This window comes from Streptosporangium sp. NPDC002524 (assembly GCF_040295985.1).
Lineage (GTDB): Bacteria > Actinomycetota > Actinomycetes > Streptosporangiales > Streptosporangiaceae > Streptosporangium.
Window position 1 is genome coordinate 303,136 of record NZ_JBEOWK010000002.1, and the last position, 19,455, is coordinate 322,590.

17 protein-coding genes are annotated in these 19,455 nt (G+C 73.7%); 11 read left to right on the forward strand and 6 right to left on the reverse strand.

Annotated features, from left to right (window positions below):
* The first annotated feature begins 19 nt into the window (after positions 1 to 19).
* The 7 genes from ABT053_RS03950 to ABT053_RS03980 all read left to right on the forward strand — a co-directional run bounded on the left by ABT053_RS03950 (position 20) and on the right by ABT053_RS03980 (position 10,050).
* A complete protein-coding gene (locus tag ABT053_RS03950) occupies positions 20 to 2,953 on the forward strand; it encodes a helix-turn-helix transcriptional regulator (RefSeq protein ID WP_350967333.1) in 2,934 nt (977 codons plus the stop codon).
* Between the two features lie 205 nt (positions 2,954 to 3,158).
* Complete coding sequence (locus tag ABT053_RS03955; protein WP_350967334.1) at positions 3,159 to 6,923, forward strand: type 2 lanthipeptide synthetase LanM family protein; 3,765 nt, start codon at positions 3,159 to 3,161, stop codon at positions 6,921 to 6,923.
* Entirely contained in the window at positions 6,923 to 9,088 is a 2,166-nt protein-coding gene (locus ABT053_RS03960; RefSeq protein ID WP_350967335.1) for a peptidase domain-containing ABC transporter, read from the forward strand. Before ABT053_RS03955 ends, ABT053_RS03960 begins: the two co-directional genes overlap by 1 nt.
* Before the next feature lie 64 nt (positions 9,089 to 9,152).
* Positions 9,153 to 9,335, forward strand: coding sequence for a hypothetical protein (locus ABT053_RS03965; RefSeq protein ID WP_350967336.1), 183 nt, complete (start codon positions 9,153 to 9,155; stop codon positions 9,333 to 9,335).
* Positions 9,336 to 9,425: 90 nt separating this feature from the next.
* Entirely contained in the window at positions 9,426 to 9,599 is a 174-nt protein-coding gene (locus ABT053_RS03970) for a hypothetical protein (protein ID WP_350967337.1), read from the forward strand.
* A 31-nt stretch (positions 9,600 to 9,630) separates the two neighbouring features.
* Positions 9,631 to 9,798 (forward strand): hypothetical protein, encoded by a 168-nt coding sequence (locus tag ABT053_RS03975; protein WP_350967338.1) that lies wholly within the window; start codon positions 9,631 to 9,633, stop codon positions 9,796 to 9,798.
* A 75-nt stretch (positions 9,799 to 9,873) separates the two neighbouring features.
* Positions 9,874 to 10,050, forward strand: coding sequence for a hypothetical protein (locus ABT053_RS03980; RefSeq protein WP_350967339.1), 177 nt, complete (start codon positions 9,874 to 9,876; stop codon positions 10,048 to 10,050).
* A gap of 398 nt (positions 10,051 to 10,448) precedes the next feature.
* Here the strand turns inward: ABT053_RS03980 and ABT053_RS03985 are convergent, their stop codons facing one another.
* From ABT053_RS03985 to ABT053_RS03995, 3 genes are read right to left on the reverse strand one after another with little or no spacing between them, the layout of a single operon-like run.
* Positions 10,449 to 11,213 (reverse strand): SDR family NAD(P)-dependent oxidoreductase, encoded by a 765-nt coding sequence (locus ABT053_RS03985; RefSeq protein WP_350967340.1) that lies wholly within the window; start codon positions 11,211 to 11,213, stop codon positions 10,449 to 10,451.
* Between the two features lie 22 nt (positions 11,214 to 11,235).
* A complete protein-coding gene (locus ABT053_RS03990; RefSeq protein WP_350967341.1) occupies positions 11,236 to 11,676 on the reverse strand; it encodes a MarR family winged helix-turn-helix transcriptional regulator in 441 nt (146 codons plus the stop codon).
* Positions 11,673 to 12,242, reverse strand: coding sequence for an NADPH-dependent FMN reductase (locus tag ABT053_RS03995; RefSeq protein ID WP_350967342.1), 570 nt, complete (start codon positions 12,240 to 12,242; stop codon positions 11,673 to 11,675). The genes ABT053_RS03990 and ABT053_RS03995 overlap by 4 nt, the downstream gene beginning before the upstream one ends.
* 396 nt (positions 12,243 to 12,638) lie before the next feature.
* Here ABT053_RS03995 and ABT053_RS04000 point away from each other — a divergent pair, with 396 nt between their 5' ends.
* Both ABT053_RS04000 and ABT053_RS04005 read left to right on the forward strand, forming a co-directional pair.
* The gene (locus tag ABT053_RS04000; protein ID WP_350967343.1) at positions 12,639 to 12,863 is read left to right on the forward strand and encodes a FitA-like ribbon-helix-helix domain-containing protein; all 225 of its coding nucleotides are present in this window, start codon (positions 12,639 to 12,641) and stop codon (positions 12,861 to 12,863) included.
* Complete coding sequence (locus tag ABT053_RS04005) at positions 12,860 to 13,273, forward strand: type II toxin-antitoxin system VapC family toxin (protein ID WP_350967344.1); 414 nt, start codon at positions 12,860 to 12,862, stop codon at positions 13,271 to 13,273. Before ABT053_RS04000 ends, ABT053_RS04005 begins: the two co-directional genes overlap by 4 nt.
* 287 nt (positions 13,274 to 13,560) lie before the next feature.
* Here ABT053_RS04005 and pruA read toward each other — a convergent pair whose 3' ends face one another.
* Both pruA and ABT053_RS04015 read right to left on the reverse strand, forming a co-directional pair.
* A complete protein-coding gene (gene pruA, locus ABT053_RS04010) occupies positions 13,561 to 15,240 on the reverse strand; it encodes an L-glutamate gamma-semialdehyde dehydrogenase (protein ID WP_350967345.1) in 1,680 nt (559 codons plus the stop codon).
* Positions 15,240 to 16,166 (reverse strand): proline dehydrogenase family protein, encoded by a 927-nt coding sequence (locus tag ABT053_RS04015; RefSeq protein WP_350967346.1) that lies wholly within the window; start codon positions 16,164 to 16,166, stop codon positions 15,240 to 15,242. The genes pruA and ABT053_RS04015 overlap by 1 nt, the downstream gene beginning before the upstream one ends.
* Positions 16,167 to 16,242: 76 nt before the next feature.
* On the opposite strand from ABT053_RS04015, the gene ABT053_RS04020 reads away from it, so the two are divergent.
* A complete protein-coding gene (locus ABT053_RS04020; RefSeq protein WP_350967347.1) occupies positions 16,243 to 17,331 on the forward strand; it encodes a PucR family transcriptional regulator in 1,089 nt (362 codons plus the stop codon).
* Between the two features lie 184 nt (positions 17,332 to 17,515).
* On the opposite strand, the gene ABT053_RS04025 is transcribed toward ABT053_RS04020, so the two are convergent.
* Entirely contained in the window at positions 17,516 to 18,265 is a 750-nt protein-coding gene (locus ABT053_RS04025; protein ID WP_350967348.1) for a glycoside hydrolase family 16 protein, read from the reverse strand.
* A 112-nt stretch (positions 18,266 to 18,377) separates the two neighbouring features.
* Between ABT053_RS04025 and ABT053_RS04030 the strand changes: the two genes are divergently transcribed.
* Positions 18,378 to 19,328: a hypothetical protein gene (locus tag ABT053_RS04030; RefSeq protein WP_350967349.1), complete on the forward strand. Its 951-nt coding sequence runs from the start codon at positions 18,378 to 18,380 to the stop codon at positions 19,326 to 19,328.
* Positions 19,329 to 19,455 lie beyond the last annotated feature (127 nt).

Sequence of the window (19,455 nt, forward strand, 5' to 3'; positions counted from 1 at the left end):
CGGCAGTTAACCTGTCGTCATGTCATTTACCTCCCCCATTCTGGTCGGACGCGAAAGGGAATTCGAGCAGCTCGACCGGCGCCTGGCCGCCGCGCGAGAGGGCCGGGGTGGCGCGGTCTTCCTGCTCGGCGACCCCGGAATAGGCAAGTCCCGCCTTTCTGCGGAGTGCGCGTACCAGGCGTTCGACACGGGGATGACCACGTTACGGGGACGGGGCGGCGGTGCCAGCGCGGACATCCCTTTCAAACCGCTGTGCGAGGCGCTGCTCTCCTACACCAGGACCAAGGAGCCGCCGGACGACCCGGCCCTGATGCCCTACCTTCCGGCGCTCACCACACTGGTCCCCGAGTGGCGCCGGGCGGGGGTCACCGACCATCTGGAGTCGGTGATGGTGCTGGCCGAGGCGGTGCTGCGGCTGCTGGCCGTCATCGGGCGGGACGGCGGCTGCCTGCTCGTCCTGGAGGACCTGCACGACGCGGACGCCGACACGCTCGCCGTCGTCGAGTACCTGGCCGACAACCTCGCCGGGGTGCCCGCCCTCCTGCTGGCCAACACGCGCAGCCACGCTGGGCCGGCCCGGTCCGTCGCCGAGGCCTGCGCCCAGCGGCGGACCGCGGCCCTCGTCGAGCTCGCGCCCCTGCCGCCCGAGCAGCTCGCCCGGCTGACCGCCGCCTGCCTGGAGGTCCCGCCCGAAGACCTGCCCCGGCCGCTTCTCGACCGCCTGGAACGTGACACGGCGGGCGTCCCGTTCGTCGTCGAGGAACTGCTCGCCGCGATGGCCGACGTCGGAGCCCTGGAACGCGACGGGCGGCGGTGGCGGCTGAACGGCGACCCCGCGATCGACGTGCCGACCACGCTGGTGCGCAGCGTCACGCTGCGCGCCGCCCAGCTGAGCCCCGCCGCCCAGGAGTTGCTGCACACGGCTGCGGTCTTCGGCTCCCGCTTCCCGGTCCCGGCGATCCAGGAGGCCACCGGCCTGGCCGGCCGCGAGGTCATGGAGTTCCTGCGCGAGGGGACGGGGGCGCGGCTCGTCACGCCGGACGACTCCGCCGGCGACTGGTACGCCTTCCGCCACGCGCTGACGGCCGAGGCCCTGCGCTCCTCGATGCTCCCCGCCGAGCGGGCGTCGATCGCGCGCCGCGCCGCCGACGCGCTGGAGCGCCTGCACCCCGGGCTGCCCGGCGAGTGGTGCCAGATCGCGGCCACCCTGCGCCTGACCGCCGGGGACACCCCCGGCGCGGCCGGGCTGCTCGCCGGCGCCGGCCGCCGCCTGCTGGACGACGGCGCCGCCGACCTGGCCGTCACGCTACTCGAACGCGCCTACGCCCTGCTCGGGTCCGCTCCCGCCGACCTGCGGGCGGGCGTCCTGCAGGGGTTGCTGCACGCGCTGACCGAGAGCGGGCAGGCCGACCGCGCCTTCGCCCTCGCCAAGGACCTCCCGATCAGCGGCGACCCGGCGATGACCATCTCGCACGAGATGGACCTGCGCACCAAGCTGGCCTGGGTCGCCGCCGAGATCGGCGGCACCGCCGACGGCCTGGCCCACGTCGCGGCGCTCCGCAGGCTCCTCCAGATCAACCCGGACGAGGCCCGTACGGCGGCCATCGACGTGATCGAGGCCCAGCTCATCGTCCCCGACCACGGGGTCCTCCAGCAGAGCCCCCAGCGGATGGCCGCCGCCGAGGCCCTCGTACGGCGGGCCGTGGAGGTCGCCGAACGCGTCCCGCTCCCCGAGGTGGCCTGCCAGGCGTGGGAGCGGATGGCGATGTTCTCCCGGACCCGCGGGTTCGACGAGCCCGACCGGTGCCTGACGCGGGTGGTGTCCATCGCCGACGCCCACGGCCTGAGGCTGTGGAAGCTGCGGGCGATGCTGCGCCTGGCCGGCAACCACGCCCTGCGCACCGGCGAGCGGGAGCCGCTGGAGGAGGTCGACAGGGCGGCGGCCCAGGTGGGCGCGATCAGCCTCGTCCACGCCGCCCGTGCGTCCCTGGTGATGACGAGAGTGCTGCGCGGCGAGTACGGCGAGGCTCACGAGCTCGCCGTCCCGTGCGTGGAGTCCACCATCCGGCTCGGCCACACCGCCTACACCCAGTACCTCCTGCTCGCCCAGGCCACGCTCGCGGCCCACCGGGCCAGGCGCGCCGACATGGAGGACGCGCTGGAGCGGTTCCGCGCGTGGGGCGGCGAGAGCAGCCTGCACATGCCGGTGGTCCACGGTCTGTGCCAGGCGATGTGCGCGCTGCTGGAGGAGGACCGCGACCTGTGCGGCGAGATGCTGACCAGGGCGCGGGAGTGGGAGGACGACAACCCCACCATCTACTACCTCACCGGCAGGTACGGCCTCGGCGTGCTCATGGACGTGCTCGCGGGCCGGGCGGACGCCGCCGGGTGCGACGCCGCGGAGACCACCTCGGCCGCCGAACTGGCCTGGAACCAGACCTTCCTCCACCTGGCCAGGGCCGTACTGCTGGGCCGCGGCGGCGACCCCGAGGGCGCGCTCGCCGCGTTCGGCAGGGCCGCCGAGGCCGCCCGGCCCTTCCCCCTCGCCCACCACCTGGGGCTGCGGCTGGTCGCCGAGGCCGCCCTGGCGGACGGCTGGGGCGAGCCGCTGGTCTGGCTGCGCACCGCCGAGGAGTACTTCCACCGGGCGGGCGTCCCCGCCGTCACCGGGGCCTGCCGGGCCATGCTGCGCGGGGCCGGCGCGGCCGTGGCGCAGCGCCGCACCGGACGGGAACAGGTGCCGAGCGGGCTGCGCGCCCAGGGCGTCAGCGTACGGGAGTACGAGGTGCTCGCCCTGCTCGCCGAGCGGCGCGGCAACGTCGACATCGGCAAGCGGCTGTTCATCTCGCCCCGCACCGTGGAGAAGCACGTCGCGAGCCTGCTGCAGAAAACGGGCCTGCCCGACCGCGCCGCCATGTACGACCACGCGGCCGACCTGCTACGCCCCACCTGACGCGCCCGACACCCCCACGAGGCCCCGGCGTACGAGCACGCGGCCGACGTTTTCACGCCGCCCCGGTGTACGGGCACGCGGCCGAGTCGACGCGTCGCGGTCCCGCCCGATGCGGCCGATGCCCCCATGACCCCTGACGGGCCCGCGCGAATATGGGGGCGGCGCCCGCATGTGACCGGCGCCGCGCGTCGGCAGAGTGCCAGCCATGAGCGGAGACGGAAACACCCCGGGGGCGGCGCCCGAGCTCGGCGCCGCGTGGTGGGCGGGCGGACTGACGCTGGCCGAGCGGCTGGACCGGACCGGCGGAGACCTCCCCGCCGCCCGGTCGCCCGAGTCGGCCGGCGAGACCGCGCGCTGGCGGCTGCGGGAGTGGCAGAACGCTCACGGGCTGCTGGAGAGCGGGCAGTTCGACCGGCGGCTCGCCGCGGCCGGGCTGACCGTCGACGAGCTGGCCGCGCTGCTGGACGAGGAACCCGCCGCGCTGGCCGGCCGTACCGCCCGGCCGGACTGGGCCGTACAGGCCGCGGAATCGATCGCCGCAGCGTCCGCAGCGTCCGCAGCGTCCGCAGCGTCCGCAGCGTCCGCAGCGTCCACGGCGTCCACGGCGTCCGCAGCGTCCACGGCGTCCACCGAGGCGGTCGTCTTCGCGGAAGGGATGCCCGCCGGTGAGGGGTTCGCGGCGATCGTGGCGCCGTTCGGCGAGGACGCGCTGCGGCGCCTGGGCGACGCGCTGGACGCGTGCGGCCCGGCCGTCCGGGCGGACGCCCTGCTCGCGGCCTGGAGCACGGAGCTCCGGCAGCGGCTCGCGGCGCCGGCGTCGCGGACGCTGGTGCTGGAGCTCAACGTCATGCGCGTCTCGGGCCTGCTCGAGGGGGAGACGCCCGAAGAGCGGTTCGCGGACTTCGTCCGGTGGTTCGGGCGCCCCGAGGCGCTCGCCGCGCTGTGCGAGGAGTACCCGGTGCTGGCCCGGCTGCTCGCCCAGACGGCCGACCGGTTCGCGGCCTGCGGGATCGAGATGCTCACCCGCTACGCCGAGGACCGTCCCGGCATCGTACGGAGGCTGCTGGGCGGCATCGACCCCGGCCCGCTGACGGCGGTCGAGGGCGGCGGCGACACCCACCAGGGCGGCCGCGCGGTGAGCGTCCTGACCTTCGAGAGCGGCGCGCGGGTGGTCTACAAGCCGCGCCCGCAGGCCGTCCACCGGCACTTCAACGACGCCCTGGCCTGGCTCGACGAGCGCGTCGCGGGCCTGGACCTCATCCGCCTGACCGTGCTGGACCGCGGCCCGTACGGCTGGGTGGAGTTCGCGCCCCACCTGCCGTGCCGGGACCGGGAGGAGGTCGCCCGCTACTACCACCGGCTCGGCGCGCTGCTCGCGCTGCTGCACGCCCTCGACGGCGCCGACTTCCACTGCGAGAACCTGATCGCCTCCGGGGACCAGCCCGTGCTGGTCGACCTGGAGGCCCTGCTGCACCCGCTGGTGCCCGGGGCGGGGATCGAACGCCTCATGGAGGACCCGGCGGCGCTGGCCCTGGAGTCGTCGGTGAGCCGCAGCGGCCTGCTGCCCGAGCTGATGGTCGGCGAGGGCGGCGTGATCGACCTGTCCGGCATGGGCGGCGACAAGGACGCCGTGCTGCCGATGAAGACGCCGGCCTGGGCCGGGCAGGGCACCGACGAGATGCGGCTGGTCCGCGAACACCTGGCCTTTCCCGGCGTGCGCAACCGTCCCCGCCTGGGCGAGGACGAGGCCGACCCCGCCGAGCACCTCGACGACCTGCTGGCCGGGTTCGGCCGGGGCTACGAGGCCATCGTGGCCGAGGCTCCCGCCCTGGTCCGGCTGCTGACCACGTTCTCCGGCGACGAGGTCCGCGTCGTCCCGCGGGCGACCCTCACGTACGGCAAGCTGATGACGGAGTCCACCCACCCGGACGTGCTCCGCCACGGCCTCGACCGCGACCGCGTGCTGGACCACCTGTGGGCGATCACCCACGGCGACCGCACCCGCGAGCGGCTGATCGCCCACGAGGCGGAGGACCTCTGGGCGGGCGACATCCCGATCTTCACGACCCGGCCCGGCAGCCGCGACCTGTGGAGCTCCGGCGGCGTCCGGATCCCGGACGTCCTGCCCGAGCCCAGCCTGAGCCGCGCCGTCCGCAAGGTCCTCTGCATGGGCCGGGAGGACCGCGCCCGCCAGGAGTGGATCATCCGGGCCTCCATGGTCACCCGGGACCGCTCCGGCCTCGCCGCCCTCGCCGCCGGCACGCCGCCCCCCACCCCCGTCCCCGCCTCAGCTGCCGTCTCGCTGGAGGAAGCCCGACCGATCGCCCCCGCCCCCGCCCCTGCCCCCGTCTCCGCTCCCGCGGCCGTCCCGCCGGACGAGGCCCGGCTGGCCGTCCCCGCCTCCGCGAACGTTCTGCCGGATGAAGCCCGGCTGATCACCCCCGCTTCTGCGGCCGTCCCACCGGACGAGGCCCGGCTGATCGTCTCCCCCTCCCCGGCCGTCTCTCTGGACGAGGCCCAGCTGATCGCCCCCGGCTCCGCGGCCGTCCCCCTGGACGAGGCCCGGCTGATCGCCGCCGCCCGGGACGTCGCCGACCTCATCGACCGCCAGACCTGTTCCTCCGGGCCCGGCGGGCGCGTCAACTGGCTCGGGCTGGAGCTGATCGACGAGAAGTACTGGAGGTCGCAGCCGCTGAGCTGGGACCTGTACGGCGGCTACCCCGGCGTGGCGCTCTTCCTGGCGCAGTGCGCCGCCGTCACCGGTGAGGAACGGTACGCCGACCTGGCACGGCGCGCGGTCGTCCCGCTCGCGAGGCTGGCCGACGACCCGCCGGAGGAGGGCGTCATGGGCGCCTTCACCGGCCTCGGCGGAGTCGCGTACACCCTGACCCACCTGGCCGTCCTGCTGGACGACCCGGTACTGGCGCGGCCGGTCGAGGACCTGGCCGAGGCGTGCGCGAAGGCGGCCGGTCAGGACGAGGCGCTGGACGTCATCCTCGGCGGCGCCGGAACCCTGGCCACGATGCTCGCGATCCACCGGGCCAACGGGTCACCCGCGGCCTGGCGCGCCGCGGAGGCGTGCGCCGAACGCCTGCTGGCCACCGCGGTCCCCACCGGGACCGGAGTGGCCTGGCACACGCCCATGAGCGAGGACCGGCCGCTGACCGGCTTCTCCCACGGCGCCGGCGGCATCGGCTGGGCGCTGCGCCGCTACGCCGAGGCGGGCGGCGACCCGCGCGCCCGCGACACCGCCCTGGCCGCCTTCGCCTACGAGAGCGAGCACTACCGGCCGGACCTGCGGGGCTGGCCCGACTACCGGCGGGGACAGGGCGGCGACGACATGCTCCACGCCTGGTGCCACGGATCACCCGGCATCGGCCTGTCGCGCGCCGACGGCCCGGCGTCCGAGCGCCTCGACCGTGACCCCGACAGACACCCCGACCAGCACCCCGACCGGGACCTCGGCCAGCACCTCGGCCAGCACCTCGGCCGGAACCTCGGCCGGGACTCCGACAGACACCCCGACCGGGACCTTGACCGTGACCCCGACTGGAACCCCGACCGGCACCTCGACCGTGACCCCGACAGGCACCTCGACCGGGACCTCGGCCGCGCGCTCGACGCCGAGCTGGCGCGCGGGCCGATGGCCAACCACAGCCTCTGCCACGGCGAGCTGGGCAACCTCGAACTGCTCCTCCAGCTGCGCCACCGGCCGGAGGCGGCGGAGCTGCTGGCGGCCCGCACCGCGTACCTCCTCGACGACCTGGCCCGCCGAGGCCCCCGCTGCGGCGCGCCCGGCGCCGCCCCCACCCCCGGCCTGATGAACGGGCTGGCCGGCATCGGGTACGGCCTGCTCCGGCTCGCCAGGCCCGACCGCGTCCCGTCCGTGCTGCTGCTCGACGCGCCCGCCGGGCCCGGCCAAGTCCCGTCCGTGCCGCTGCTCGACGCGCCCGCCGGAGGTGAGCGCTGATGGGCAGGGTCCCGCTGCGGCACCAGCTCACCTCCACCGAGTGCGCCGCGGCCTGCCTGGCCATGATCGCCAGCTTCCACGGCCGGGACACCCGGGTCGCCGAATGCCGGGAGACGCTCGGCATCGGGCGCGACGGCGTGTCCGCCGCCCACCTGATCGCCGCCGCCCCCCGCATGGGCCTGCACGCGCGGAGCGAGCGGATGAAGCGCCTCGGACCCGTCGACCGGCCGGCCATCGCCTACCTGGCCGACCACCACTTCGTCGTCGTGGAGAAGGTCGGCGCGCGGCGCGTCCGCCTGGCCGACCCGGCCGGCGGCCGCCAGTGGCAGAGTCGCGACGACTTCGACCGGCGCTTCGGCGGCGTGCTCATCCACGTCTCGCCCGGCCCCGACTTCGTCCGGCGGCGCACTCCCATGCGGGAGTGGCTGATGCTCCGCTACCTGCGCGACTTCGTGGCGATGCCCGGCAGCCGGGGCCTGCTCGCCGCCGTGCTGGCCTGCGCGACCGTGCTGAAACTGCTCGCCCTGGTGCTGCCGCTCGCCACCCAGCAGGTCGTCGACAGCTTCGCCCCCGACCGGCGGACGGACATCCTGCCGCTCTTCGCCGCGGTGGTGTTCGGCACCACCGTGCTGGCCGGGCTGACGACCCTGCTGAGAGAGCTGGCGGTGCTCGCCTTACGCGTCCGCGCCGAGGCGACGCTGGGGCGGCAGCTCATCCGCCACATGCTGCGGCTGCCGCTGTCGTTCTTCATCCAGCGCCGCAGGGGAGACCTGCTCGCCCGGCTCGGCAGCGTCTCCACCACGCGCGAGACCGTCACGCAACGGCTGCTGATCCTCGTGCTGGACGCCGCGCTCCTGGTGGGCTACCTGATCGGCCTCGCCGTCCTCGCCCCCGGCTACGTGCCCGTCGTCCTCGCCCTGGGCGCCGCCCACGTGCTGCTGGTGGTACGGGTCTCCTCCCGGGTCGCGGCCGTCTACCAGCGGGAACTGTCGGCCAAGGCCGAGGAGCAGAGCTACCTCACCGAGACCCTGGAGGCCGTGGTCCCGGTCAAGGCCAACGGCGTCGAGGGGCGGGCCGAGCAGCACTGGGCGGGGCTGTTCGACACCTACCGCGGTGCCCTGGTCGTCCGCGGCCGGATCACCGCCGGGCTGGAGTCCTTCCACCAGGCCCTCACCGTCGCCGCCCCGCTGCTCCTGCTGCTGACCGGGCTCGCGCTCGTCCTGAACGGCGGCATGACGATCGGCACCGCGCTCGCCGCCAGCACCGTCGCCCTCGCCGTGCTCGCCCCCCTCCAGGGGCTCGCCAGCGCGGGCCAGAGCTACCCGATGCTGCGCAGCCAGATCGAGCGGGTCTACGACATCGTCGACGCGGACGAGGAGCCCACCGGCGCCGTACGCCTGCCCGCGCACGCCGCCAGCGGCATCGAGGTCGAGGGGCTGGTCTTCCACTACCAGGCCGACGCCCCGCCGGTGCTCAGGGACCTCACCTTCACCGTCCCGCCCGGTACCAAGCTCGGCATCGTCGGCCGTACCGGCTCCGGCAAGAGCACCGTCGCCCTGCTGGTCCTCGGCCTGCTGCGCCCCACCGCCGGCGCGGTGCGCCACGACGGGCACGGGCTGGACGACCTCGACGTCCACGACCTGCGCTCCCGCTGCGGGGCCGTCCTGCAGGACCTCAACCTGTTCAACGGCACGATCATGGACAACCTCACCCTCGGCCGCGAGGACGCCACCGAGGAGGAGGTGGTGCGCGCCGCCCGTATCGCCGGGCTGCACGACGACGTGGAGGCCATGCCCATGAGGTACGGCACCCTCGTCGGCGAGGCCGGCGCCGCGCTCTCGGCCGGGCAGCGCCAGCGGGTCGCCCTGGCCCGCGCCCTCGTCCACAGGCCTCGCCTGCTCATCCTGGACGAGGCCACCAGCCACCTCGACCCCGAGACCGAACGCCGCGTCGACGCGGCGCTGTCCGGGCTGGAGGTCACGCGGATCGTCATCTCACATCGGCTGAGCGCGATCCGCGACGCCCACGGGATCCTCGTGCTCGACCGCGGCCGCGTCGTCGAGCGGGGCACGCACGAGGACCTCATCGCACGAGAGGGGACCTACCGAGAGCTGTTCGCGCACGACGCGGCGTCCCGGCAGCGCGCCGGGGCCCTGAACGCGTGAGGCGCGCCCGGTCCCACGGACCGATTCCGAACCACGAAACCCCGATCAAGAAGGAGGACACGGCATGTCCGGCAACGAGCTGATCCGTCAGTGGAAGAACCCGCAGGCCCGCGTGGCCGACCTGGCCCACCCGGCCGGGGACATCGCCCTGGACGACGCCCGCGTCGTCGGCGGGCGCGAGCCGCGCACCGAGTACGCCATCTCCTACGGCTGCTGCCCCACCGGCATGTGGTGCGACGGCTCCTGAGCCGCCCCACCGCGAAGGGCCCCCGGCCCACCTCCGCGCCGTTCCGGCCGGAGCTTCCCGAAGTATCGAATCTCACCAAGGAGTCATGGAATGTCTGACAACGAGCTGATCCGTCAGTGGAAGAACCCGCAGGCCCGCACCGCCGACCTGGCCCACCCGGCCGGGGACATCGCCCTGGACGACGCCCGCGTCGTCGGCGGGCGCGAGCCGCGGACCGAGTACGCCATCTCCTACGGCTGCTGCCCCACCGGCATCTTCTGCTGATCACCGTTAGCCCACACCGAGGAGTCATGTGATGTCCGACAACGAGCTGATCCGTCAGTGGAAGAACCCGCAGGCCCGCACCGCGGACCTGGCCCACCCCGCAGGGGAGATCAGCCTGGACGAGCTGGTCGGCGGACGCGAGCCCGCCACCGAGGGGCTCACCTCCTGGGGCTGCTGCCGCACCGGTTCCTACTGCTGAACCGATCTCGACCGACCCCAACCGACCCCAACCGATCTCGGCCAATCTCGGCCAATCTCGATAAGGAGACATGGAATGTCTGACAACGAGCTGATCCGTCAGTGGAAGAACCCGCAGGCCCGCACCGCGGACCTGGCCCACCCCGCCGGGGAGATCAACCTGGACGAGCTGGTCGGCGGCCGTGAGCCGCGGACGGAGCACTTCATCAGCATCGGCTGCTGCGGCACCAGCACGCTCTCCTGCCCGGTGTAGTCCCGCCCGGCACCGGTACCCGGCCGGCGTACGGGCCGGACCGAGACCGGCCGGACGCGAGCGGCGGCACATCGCGGGCGCGGCCGGGGCCGGGGCCGTAGTCGGAAACGCTGGAAACGAGTGACGCCTGGGTCCCGTACGCGGGGCCCAGGCGTCACCGTCACAGCCGGGCGGGCCCCCTCGCGCCGGACCGCGGAACGCCGGCCCGCGCGCGGGTGGCGGTGGCCGGAGGCGCGGCCGGTTCGTCCACGGCACCGGGAGCCGAAGCGCCAGCCCGGGGTGAGGAAGTCCACGGCTCCGGGAGCCGAAGGGTCAGCCCGGGGTGAGGAAGTCCTCGGCTCCGGGAGCCGAAGGGTCAGCCCGGGGTGAGGAAGTCCTCGGCTCCGGGAGCCGAAGGGTCAGCCCGGGGTGAGGAAGTGGCCGTCGGTCCTGACGGCCTCGCCGGTGGTGTTGGTGTTGGCGGCCGAGCACAGATAGACGATCATGCGTGCGGCGTCGTCGGGGTGGCTGACGCGCTTGGTCGCGGCGGCCTCGCCCGCCTTGTCGAGCAGGTGCTGCGGCATGGCCTTGTCAGCGGGGGTGAAGCCCGGCATGACGACGTTGGTGAGGATCCCGGCGGCAGCGAGTTCCCTGGACATCACCCGGGTCAGGCCGTGCAGTCCCGCCTTGGCGGCCACGTAGGAGACGTTGCCGGGGAAGCCGTCCTCGACCAGCCCGGTGGAGACGTTGACGACGCGGCCCCATCCGTTCGCCCGCATGTCGGCCAGCACGGCGCGGGCGAGCAGGTAGGGGCCGACCAGGTTCGCGGTCACCGACGTGGTGAACCGCTCGGGCGGCGCGGTCTCGAACAGCTCGCCGGGCTCCGGCCAGTCCGGCCAGCGGACGGCGTTGTTGACAAGGACGTCGATCGGCCCGAGCCGGTCGCGGGCGTGCGCGACCGCCGCCTCCAGCGAGTCGGGGCGGCCGAGGTCGAGCCGCCAGGCGATCGCCCGGGCCCCGCGCTGCCCGGCCATGGCGACGGTCTCCTCCGCGGCCCGGAGGTTGGTGTGGTAGCCGACGGCGACGTGCGCCTTCTCCTCGGCGAACGCCAGCGCGGTGGCCCTGCCGATGGCCGTGCTCGCGCCGGTCACCAGGACGACTTTTCCTGCGAGTCCGAGTTCCATGTGTTCTCCCCGTGGGTGCCGGTCAGGTGAGGTTGTCGCGGACGGTGTGCAGCAGCCGGATAAGTCGCGCGGCGTCGGCCTCGCCGAGCCCGGCGCTCGCCCGGCTCTCCACCCGCGCCCACGCGGCCACGACGGCGTCGACCACGGACTCGCCGCGTTCGGTCAGCCGCAACCGGGTCACCCGGCGGTCACCGGGGTCCGGGGCGCGCTCGACGAACCCGGCCCGCTCCATGCGGGTGATCGCCTTGGCGATGGTGGGCTGCTCGATGCCGATGCGCTGGACGAGGTCCGCCTGGGTGGTCCCGGGATTGTGGTGGAGGTCGACGACGAGAAGCTCCTGGCCCAGGTGCAGGCCGAGCTCGGCCATCCGGCGCTGCATCTCGGCGCGGTGCGCCCTGGTGACCTCGGCGAGGGCGTAGCCGATCGGCCCCTGCTCGGCCGCGACCTGCCGCCCGGCGGTCACGCCGGCACCGCCGGCCGGTCGTCCGCGACGCGGGCGAGGACGCGCCGCCACAGCCGGGTGATGTCGCCTCGCGCCTCCTCCTCGGTCAGGACTCCGTCGGCGTCGATGTGACGGTGGGCGAAGCCGACCGCCACGTCGAAGTCGGAGAGCACCTCGGCGCCGGCCCGCCGCAGCATGTCGCCGAGCTGTAACTGGGCGAAGACCCCGCCGAACCGGTTGGGTGACGCGCTCATCAGCACCACCGGCCTGCCCGCCAGCGGGCGCGGGGGCGCGAGGATCGACAGCCAGTCGACGAGGTCCTTCAGCTGCCCCGGGATGCCGCGGCTCAGCTCCGGCGTCACGAGCAGCAGCACGTCGGCCGCCGCCACGCGCTCGCGCAGGGCGGCGACCGCCTCGGGAAAGGGACGGCCGCGGGTGGCGTCCAGGCGGGGGATCCGGGCGTGGTCGTCCCACACCTCCACCCGCAACGGTGCCTCCGCCAACCGCTGCGCGGCCCGGAGGAGCGACCGGTTGTGCGATCCCTCCCGGGTGCTCCCGCAGATCGCCAGTACGTCAACTATTTCCATAGTCGGCTATCTTATAGTCGGCTATGTAAATGACACAACCTACGGCGACCCAGGGGAGACAAGACCGATGCCCGGGTCTCCGATCCGAGACCCGGGCATCGCTTCGCCGTGAGGCGGCTACCAGGGAAGGCCCCGCGACCCGAGGCCGGTCGCTCCGGGGAACGGCCCGAGGCAGGGCCCGGACCGGTCGCTCCGAGGAACGGGCCCGAGGCCGTGCCGAGGCCGGTCGCTCCGGGGAACGTCAGCCCATGTGCGGGTAACGGTGGTCGGCCGGGGGGACAGAGGTCTCCTTCACGGGCTTGCGCGAAGATGGCTCAGGTTGGCGAGATGCCCCTGAGCCGGGATGGCCTGGCCTTTCATTCGAAGTGCATGCACGCTGCATGCTAAAATGCAGGCATGGGAACTATGCAGATTCGGGATGTCCCCGCTGAGACCGAGTTGACGCTGAAGGCGAGGGCTGAGCGTGAGGGCAAGTCGTTGACGGCGTACGTGCGCGACCTGTTGAACGAGGAGGCCTCGACTCCGACGCTGGACGAGGTGATGGCCAAGATCGCTACTGATGAGCCGGTGCCGTACGACCCCGACTTCGTCCGCGAGACGATGCGTGAGGGGCACCGGTGAGCCTGGTCGTCGATGCCTCCATCGTCTTTCGCCTCCTGGCCAACGTGAAAGGCGACGACCTTCTCCGCCAGCGGCTGGCTCGCAAGGTGCACGCCCCGGCGTTGATCGACGTGGAGATCGCTTCGGTGGTGCGCGGACATGTGATCACCAGCAAGCCGGAGGTGCGCATCTCCCCGGCGCGGGCCCAGGTCATGCTGGAGCGCTATGCCCAGCTCAAGATCGTCCGGCATCCGATGCTGCCCCTGCAGTCCCGGGTACTGGAACTGCGACACAACCTCACCGCCTACGACGGCATGTACGTGGCCCTCGCCGAGCTGCTGGGCGTGCCGCTGCTCACCGACGACGCCAAGTTCGCCGGCTCGACCGGGCACCGGGCGGAGATCCACCGCTACCCGCCACCACTGGTGTAGATCCTCCCGTAGTCCGTTGACATTCGAATGCCTCGGGGTCATCGGCGATGTTCGCCAGCCCCGCCTGTCTGAGGCGCACAAGCGTCACTCCCTTTGTCGTGCGTCCGAAAACGCCCCTACTTGGACGAAGCACGACCAACCGTTACGCGTATCGCTCCGGTTTCGAAGAAAGGCGCCGACCCGCGCTGTCGGCCCCATCAACGGGCGGGATGAGCGGCACCGTGGTCGAAAACACCGATGCCCGGGCCTCTGACTCGAGACCCGGGCATCGCTTTGCCGCGAGGCGGTTACTCGGGGAAGCCCAGCGACGTGAGGCCGGGCTGCTGCCAGCCGGACTGCGGGACGTCACCCCTGTATGGTCCCTTGACAATCGGCGGCACGAAGGTCTCCTTGATGGTCCTGGCGCTCACCCAGCGGGTCAGGTTGAGGATCGACCCGGCCTTGTCGTTGGTCCCCGACGAGCGGCCCCCGCCGAAGGGCTGCTGGCCGACGACCGCGCCGGTCGGCTTGTCGTTGACGTAGAAGTTTCCCGCCGCGAAGCGCAGCCGCTCCGACGCCGAGGTGATCGCGTAGCGGTCCCTGGCGATGAACGAGCCGGTCAGCGCGTACGGCGAGACGCCCTCCATCTGGTCCAGGACCGTGTCGAAGTCCGCGTCGTCGTAGACGTGCACGCCGAGGATCGGCCCGAAGTACTCCTTGACGAAGATCTCGTCGGTCGGGTCGGACGACACCAGGACGGTCGGCCGCACGAAGTAGCCGGTCGAGTCGTCGTACGAGCCGGTCAGCACGTCGATCGAGTCGAGCGAGCGGGCCCGGTCGATCGCCGCCTTGTGCTTGGCGAACGCCCGCTCGTCGATGACCGCGCCCATGAAGGCCGACAGGTCCGCGGCCACGTCCCCGACGGTGAGCGACTCGGCGGTGCCCACGAGCTCGTCGCGGATCACCGACCAGACCGAGCGCGGCACGTACGCGCGGGAGGCGGCCGAGCACTTCTGCCCCTGGTACTCGAACGCGCCGCGGACCAGCGCGGTGGTGAGCACGGCGGGGTCGGCCGAGGGGTGGGCGAGCACGAAGTCCTTGCCGCCGGTCTCGCCGACCAGGCGCGGGTAGGAGCGGTACGAGGCGATGTTGGCGCCGACCGTCGACCACAGGTGCTGGAAGGTCGGCGTGGAGCCGGTGAAGTGGATGGCCGCCAGCTCCGGGTGGGTCGTCGCGACCTCGGAGACGGCCGCGCCGTTGCCGGTCACCATGTTGATGACGCCCGGTGGCAGCCCCGCCTCCTCCAGCAGGCGCATGGTGAAGTGCGCGGAGAACTGCTGGGTGGGGGAGGGCTTCCAGACGACGACGTTGCCCATCAGGGCCGGCGCCGACGGCAGGTTCGCGGCGATGGCGGTGAAGTTGAACGGCGTGATCGCCAGGACGAAGCCCTCCAGCGGCCGGTACTCCATCCGGTTCCACACGCCGGGCGAGGAGACCGGCTGGTCGCTGAGCAGCCGCCGCGCGAAGTCCACGTTGAAGCGCAGGAAGTCGATCAGCTCGCAGGCGGCGTCGATCTCCGCCTGCTGGGCGGACTTGGACTGGCCCAGGATCGTCGCGCCGTTCAGCGTCTGCCGGTAGGGGCCGGAGAGCAGGTCGGCGGCCCGCAGGAAGATCGCGGCCCGCTCGTCGAACGGCGTCGCGCGCCACGCGGGCGCCGCCTCCAGCGCCGCGTCGATCGCCGAGCGCACGTCGCCGGCGTTCGCGTCCGCCATCCGGCCCAGCACCGAGGCGTGGTTGTGCGGCTGCACCACGTCGATCGGGGCGCCGCCGCCCATCCGCCGCTCGCCGCCGATCGTCATCGTCAGGTCGAGCTGGGCCCCGGCCAGCTCCTTGACGCGGTTCTCCAGCGCCGTGCGCTCGGCGCTGCCGGGCGCGTAACCGAGCACCGGCTCGTTGGACGGGGCGGGAACGGTGGAGATGGCATCCATCACTTGCCTCCAAGGGCACGAAGAAAGAAGGCGATGTTCGCCGGGCGCTCGGCCAGCCGGCGCATGAAGTAGCCGTACCAGTCGTCTCCGTACGGGATGTAGACGCGCACGGTGTGACCCGCCCCCACCAGGGCCTGCTGCTTGTCGGCCCTGATCCCGTAGAGCATCTGGTACTCGTACTCGCCCCGGGACCTGGCGAACCGGTCGGCGAGCGTCTCGGTGATCGCGATCAGCCGGTCGTCGTGCGTCGCCACCATCGGGTAGCCCGCGCCCGACATGAGGACGCGCAGGCAGCGCACGTAGGCCTTGTCGACCTCGCTCTTGTTCTGGTGCGCCACCGAGGCGGGCTCGGCGTAGGCGCCCTTGACCAGGCGCACCCGCGAGCCCTCGTACGCCAGGTCGCGGCAGTCGGCCTCGCTGCGGAAGAGGTAGGACTGCACGGCGACGCCGGTGGAGGGGAAGTCCGCGCGCAGCGCCCGCAGGATCGCGAGCGTCGAGTCGACCGTGGTGTGGTCCTCCATGTCGAGGGTCACGCTCGCCCCCGAGGCGGTGGCCGCCTCGCAGATCTGCAGCGCGTTCTCCAGGGCGATCTTGTCGCCGTCGGCACCGAGCGCCTGGCCGACCGCGGAGAGCTTCACCGACACCTCGGCCCGGTCCCCGAGCCCCAGCCCGTCCAGCGCGGCGAGCAGCGTGACGTACGCCCCGGCCGTCTGGGTGGCGGCGGCGGAGTTACGCGTCTCCTCGCCCAGGTGGTCGACGGTGACGGCGAGACCGGCGGCGGCGAGCCCGCGGATCGCCTCGACCGCCTCCCCGGGCGTCTCACCGGCGACGAAGCGATCGACGACCTTGCGCGTCAGCGGCACGCCGGAGACCGCGCGCCGCACGAGCGGCAACCGGGATGCGCCGAGAAGGAGAGAACCGAGCATGCTTCCACCCTAAAACCTCGGCTCGCCCGGCCGTCATGTGCATCTGCCACGACCGACGGGCGGGACGTTCATACATATGTACGACAATGGTGAGGTGCTGCAGGAGACGGTAGACGAGATCGCCGCCAGGCTGGGCGCCTCGGCCACCCTGGAGGACCGGGCCTTCCAGCTCCTGGCCTACGCCGCGCAGAGCGGCGACATCGACGTGGTGCGCCAGGAGTCGATCCTGCGGCGCCGCGCGACGGACCAGGTGCGGGCCTACTTCGAGGGATACGGCATCGCCGTGGCCCGCGGCCCCGTCCGCATCCCCGCCGACGCCGACCTGGGCGTGCTCGCCCGGGTGTGCGTGCCGCTGCGACACCACGAGGTGACCTACGGCTACCTGTGGCTCCTCGACGACGGCACGCTCGGCGACGACGCCCTCGCCTCGGCCGGCGACCTGGTCTCCCGGGCCGCCACCGCCCTCGCCCAGGAGGCCCGCAGCCGCCAGGACCTGGGCGCGAACCTGCGGGAGCTGTTCTCCCCCGACGCCGAGGAGCGCTCCCGGGCGCTGTCGAGGCTGGACGACGTGCGCGGCCCGGTGACGGCGATCGCCGCCCGCACCTCCACGGACCGGGTCGCCGCCCTCTGGACGCTCCCGCGCGCCGTGCTCGCCGACCCCGCGTTCCCGGTGCGGGGCGAGCCGCTGGCCGCCCTCCTGGTCCCGGCGGGCCAGGCGGAGGAGCTGGCCGGCCGGATCCAGGGCATGTACGCGACGGTGGTGGGCGTCGGCGCCCCCAGGGACGAGCCCGCGCAGGCCTGGCGGAGCTGGCGGGAGGCCGTGCACGCGCTCGGCGTCGCCGGCCGGGTGCCCGCGCTGGCCCCCGTCGCCACCTGGCCGGGGCTGGGCGTCTACCGGCTGCTCGCCCGGATGTCCCCGGCGGGGCTGCGGGAGCTGGCCGAGGAGGTCGCCGGGCTGGCCGAGGACCCGGAGCTGGCCAGGACCGTGGAGGGCTACCTCGACCACGCCGGTCACGTCCAGGAGGCCGCCGCCGCGCTCGGCGTGCACCGCCAGACGCTCTACTACCGGCTGGCCAAGGCGGAACGGCTCACCGGCAGGAACCTGGCCGACGGCGAGGACCGCCTGCTGATCCACCTCGCCCTCAAGGCCGCTCACCTGCTCTGACCTGCCCCGACCCACCCGCTCCGGTCAGACGGCCCGGCCCGGACGGCGGCCCGGCGGATCTTCACCTGGCCGGTCCACCTCACCGGCCCACCTCACCTCCGGGGCCGCCCTCCTGCCCCGACCCACCGGCCCCGGTCAGGCGGCCCCGGCTCGGACGAGGGCTCGACGAGGGCTCGACGAGGACTCACACGGGAGCCCGGTAGACCTTCACCCAGTCCACGTACATGCTCACCGTCGGGGGAGTGGAGCGGTTGCGGCACGGCGACCACTCGTTGCACGTCACGTCGTTCTGGAGCGTGAGGTGCATGGAGCGGCTCCTCGGCACGTTGGGCCCCCGGTAGTCCCACACCTTCCTGCCGTCCAGCCAGAACGTGAGCCGCCCGGGCAGCCAGTCGACCGCGACCGTGTGCCACCGGGTGAAGTCGGCCCGCATCTGCCGCTGGGCCTGGGGCCGGTCGCCGCGGTGCACGAAGATCCCGCCCGACCTGCGGGCCGGGTCGATGATCTCGGCGAAGTCGACCTCCGCGTACTCGCCGCCGCCCTGGTCGGACGGCCAGAGCAGGGCGACCGGGGTGTAGCCCGCGCCGCGCTCGGCCCGCAGCCGCACCTCCCAGCGCCCGTACCGCTGCGCGCTCCGGGTCGCGATGCCTCCCGACAGGTCCCTGCCGCCGTAGAAGCCACCCTTGAGCCGCAGCGCGCCGCCGCCCACGCTCGTGGCCCGCCCGGTGCGCGGGTTGGTCTCGGCGCCGGGGGAGTGGTAGACGACCCACCTGCGGCCGTCGACGCGGGTGCCGTTGAAGTTCTCCACCAGGACCGGGGCGCCCCACCCGGGCGCGGCGGACGGGCCCGCCGCCGCGGACGCGCCCGGCGCGGTCAGCGAGGAGAACGCGAGGGAGGCGGCCAGGACGCCCAGGAACGTGCCACGAATCGACATGGGGACATCAAAGCAACGATCGCACTCCAGTAACAGGGGTATCCCGTTTTCGCATACGTCCCAGGGGTTCGGGGGGTGCCGCGCCCCGTCCGGCTGTGCCACGATGCCGCCCATGGACGACGTTGACGCCGTACGGCGGGCGCTGGCCCGGCTGGTCGAGTCCGGCGAGCTCCGCGCCGAGCAGGTGGAGCCGGTCGCCCTCGCCGTCGGCGAGGCGCTGCGCGAGCCGGGAGCGGCGGAGCGGGTCAGGTGGAGCGAGATCCTCGCGTACGTCGGCGGGGGGCTCGTCCTGGCCGGCGCCGCGGCCTTCGTCGCCCTGGGCTGGGACCGGATGACCGAGCCGGCGAGAATCACGGTCCTCGCCGTGGTCACGTTCCTCCTGCTCGCGGTGGCCGTGGGGCTCGGCGCGGCGGCCCGGTCGGCGACCGGCAGGACGGCGGCCGTGCAGGGCAGGGTCGCCGCCACGCTCGCCGCGCTGGGATCGGGCACCGCGGCCCTGTGCGCCGGGGTGGCGGTCGACCGCCAGGAGGTGCTCGTCGCCGGAGTGGCCGGGCTGGTGGTCGCGGTGACGGCCTACGTGCTGCTGCCCACCGCGATCGGCCTGCTGGCCGGTGGCGGGTTCGCCCTGGTCGCGCTGACCGGCCTGATGGACGCCTCCGCGGACGAGGGGCCGGGCTGGGGCCTCGCCTACGTCGCGCTGGGCGCGCTCATCCTGGCGGCCGCCCTGGCCGGGTTCCTCGTCCCGCGCGACCTGGGGCTCGGCATGGGAGCCGCCATCGCGATCTTCGGCGGCCAGTGGCCCGTCCTGTGGGACGGAGGCGCCTGGGGATACTGGCTCACCGCGCTGATCGCACTGGCCTGCCTGGCGCTGTACGGGCGGTGGCGCACCTGGGTCCTGATCGTCAGCGGCGTGGCCGGGCTGACGCTCGCCGTCCCCGAGGCCGTCTGGGACTGGACGGACGGGGCCGTGGGCGGCGCGGTCATCCTGGTCCTGGCCGGGGCCGTCCTGCTCGCCGCCAGCGGCCTCGGCGTCGTCCTGCACCGCCGCGCGACCCGGCCGTAGACGTCACGCGACCCGGTCGCAGGCGTCACGCGACCCGGTCATAGACGTCACGTGAGCCGGTCCGTAGACGTCAGGCGAGCCGATCGCGGCGCCCGTACGACCCGGCCGCAGGCGTCGTACGGGCCGG

Bases quoted from the DNA above. Each gene is read 5' to 3' on its own strand.
- ABT053_RS03960 (WP_350967335.1), top strand. From the start codon at position 6,923: ATGGGCAGGGTCCCGCTGCGGCACCAGCTCACCTCCACCGAGTGCGCC.
- ABT053_RS04000 (WP_350967343.1), top strand. From the start codon at position 12,639: ATGGGAACTATGCAGATTCGGGATGTCCCCGCTGAGACCGAGTTGACG.
- ABT053_RS03955 (WP_350967334.1), top strand. From the start codon at position 3,159: ATGAGCGGAGACGGAAACACCCCGGGGGCGGCGCCCGAGCTCGGCGCC.
- ABT053_RS04020 (WP_350967347.1), top strand. From the start codon at position 16,243: ATGTACGACAATGGTGAGGTGCTGCAGGAGACGGTAGACGAGATCGCC.
- ABT053_RS03965 (WP_350967336.1), top strand. From the start codon at position 9,153: ATGTCCGGCAACGAGCTGATCCGTCAGTGGAAGAACCCGCAGGCCCGC.
- ABT053_RS03980 (WP_350967339.1), top strand. From the start codon at position 9,874: ATGTCTGACAACGAGCTGATCCGTCAGTGGAAGAACCCGCAGGCCCGC.
- ABT053_RS03985 (WP_350967340.1), bottom strand. From the start codon at position 11,213: ATGGAACTCGGACTCGCAGGAAAAGTCGTCCTGGTGACCGGCGCGAGC.
- ABT053_RS03970 (WP_350967337.1), top strand. From the start codon at position 9,426: ATGTCTGACAACGAGCTGATCCGTCAGTGGAAGAACCCGCAGGCCCGC.
- ABT053_RS03995 (WP_350967342.1), bottom strand. From the start codon at position 12,242: ATGGAAATAGTTGACGTACTGGCGATCTGCGGGAGCACCCGGGAGGGA.
- ABT053_RS03950 (WP_350967333.1), top strand. From the start codon at position 20: ATGTCATTTACCTCCCCCATTCTGGTCGGACGCGAAAGGGAATTCGAG.
- ABT053_RS04030 (WP_350967349.1), top strand. From the start codon at position 18,378: ATGGACGACGTTGACGCCGTACGGCGGGCGCTGGCCCGGCTGGTCGAG.
- ABT053_RS04015 (WP_350967346.1), bottom strand. From the start codon at position 16,166: ATGCTCGGTTCTCTCCTTCTCGGCGCATCCCGGTTGCCGCTCGTGCGG.
- ABT053_RS04025 (WP_350967348.1), bottom strand. From the start codon at position 18,265: ATGTCGATTCGTGGCACGTTCCTGGGCGTCCTGGCCGCCTCCCTCGCG.
- ABT053_RS03975 (WP_350967338.1), top strand. From the start codon at position 9,631: ATGTCCGACAACGAGCTGATCCGTCAGTGGAAGAACCCGCAGGCCCGC.
- pruA (WP_350967345.1), bottom strand. From the start codon at position 15,240: ATGGATGCCATCTCCACCGTTCCCGCCCCGTCCAACGAGCCGGTGCTC.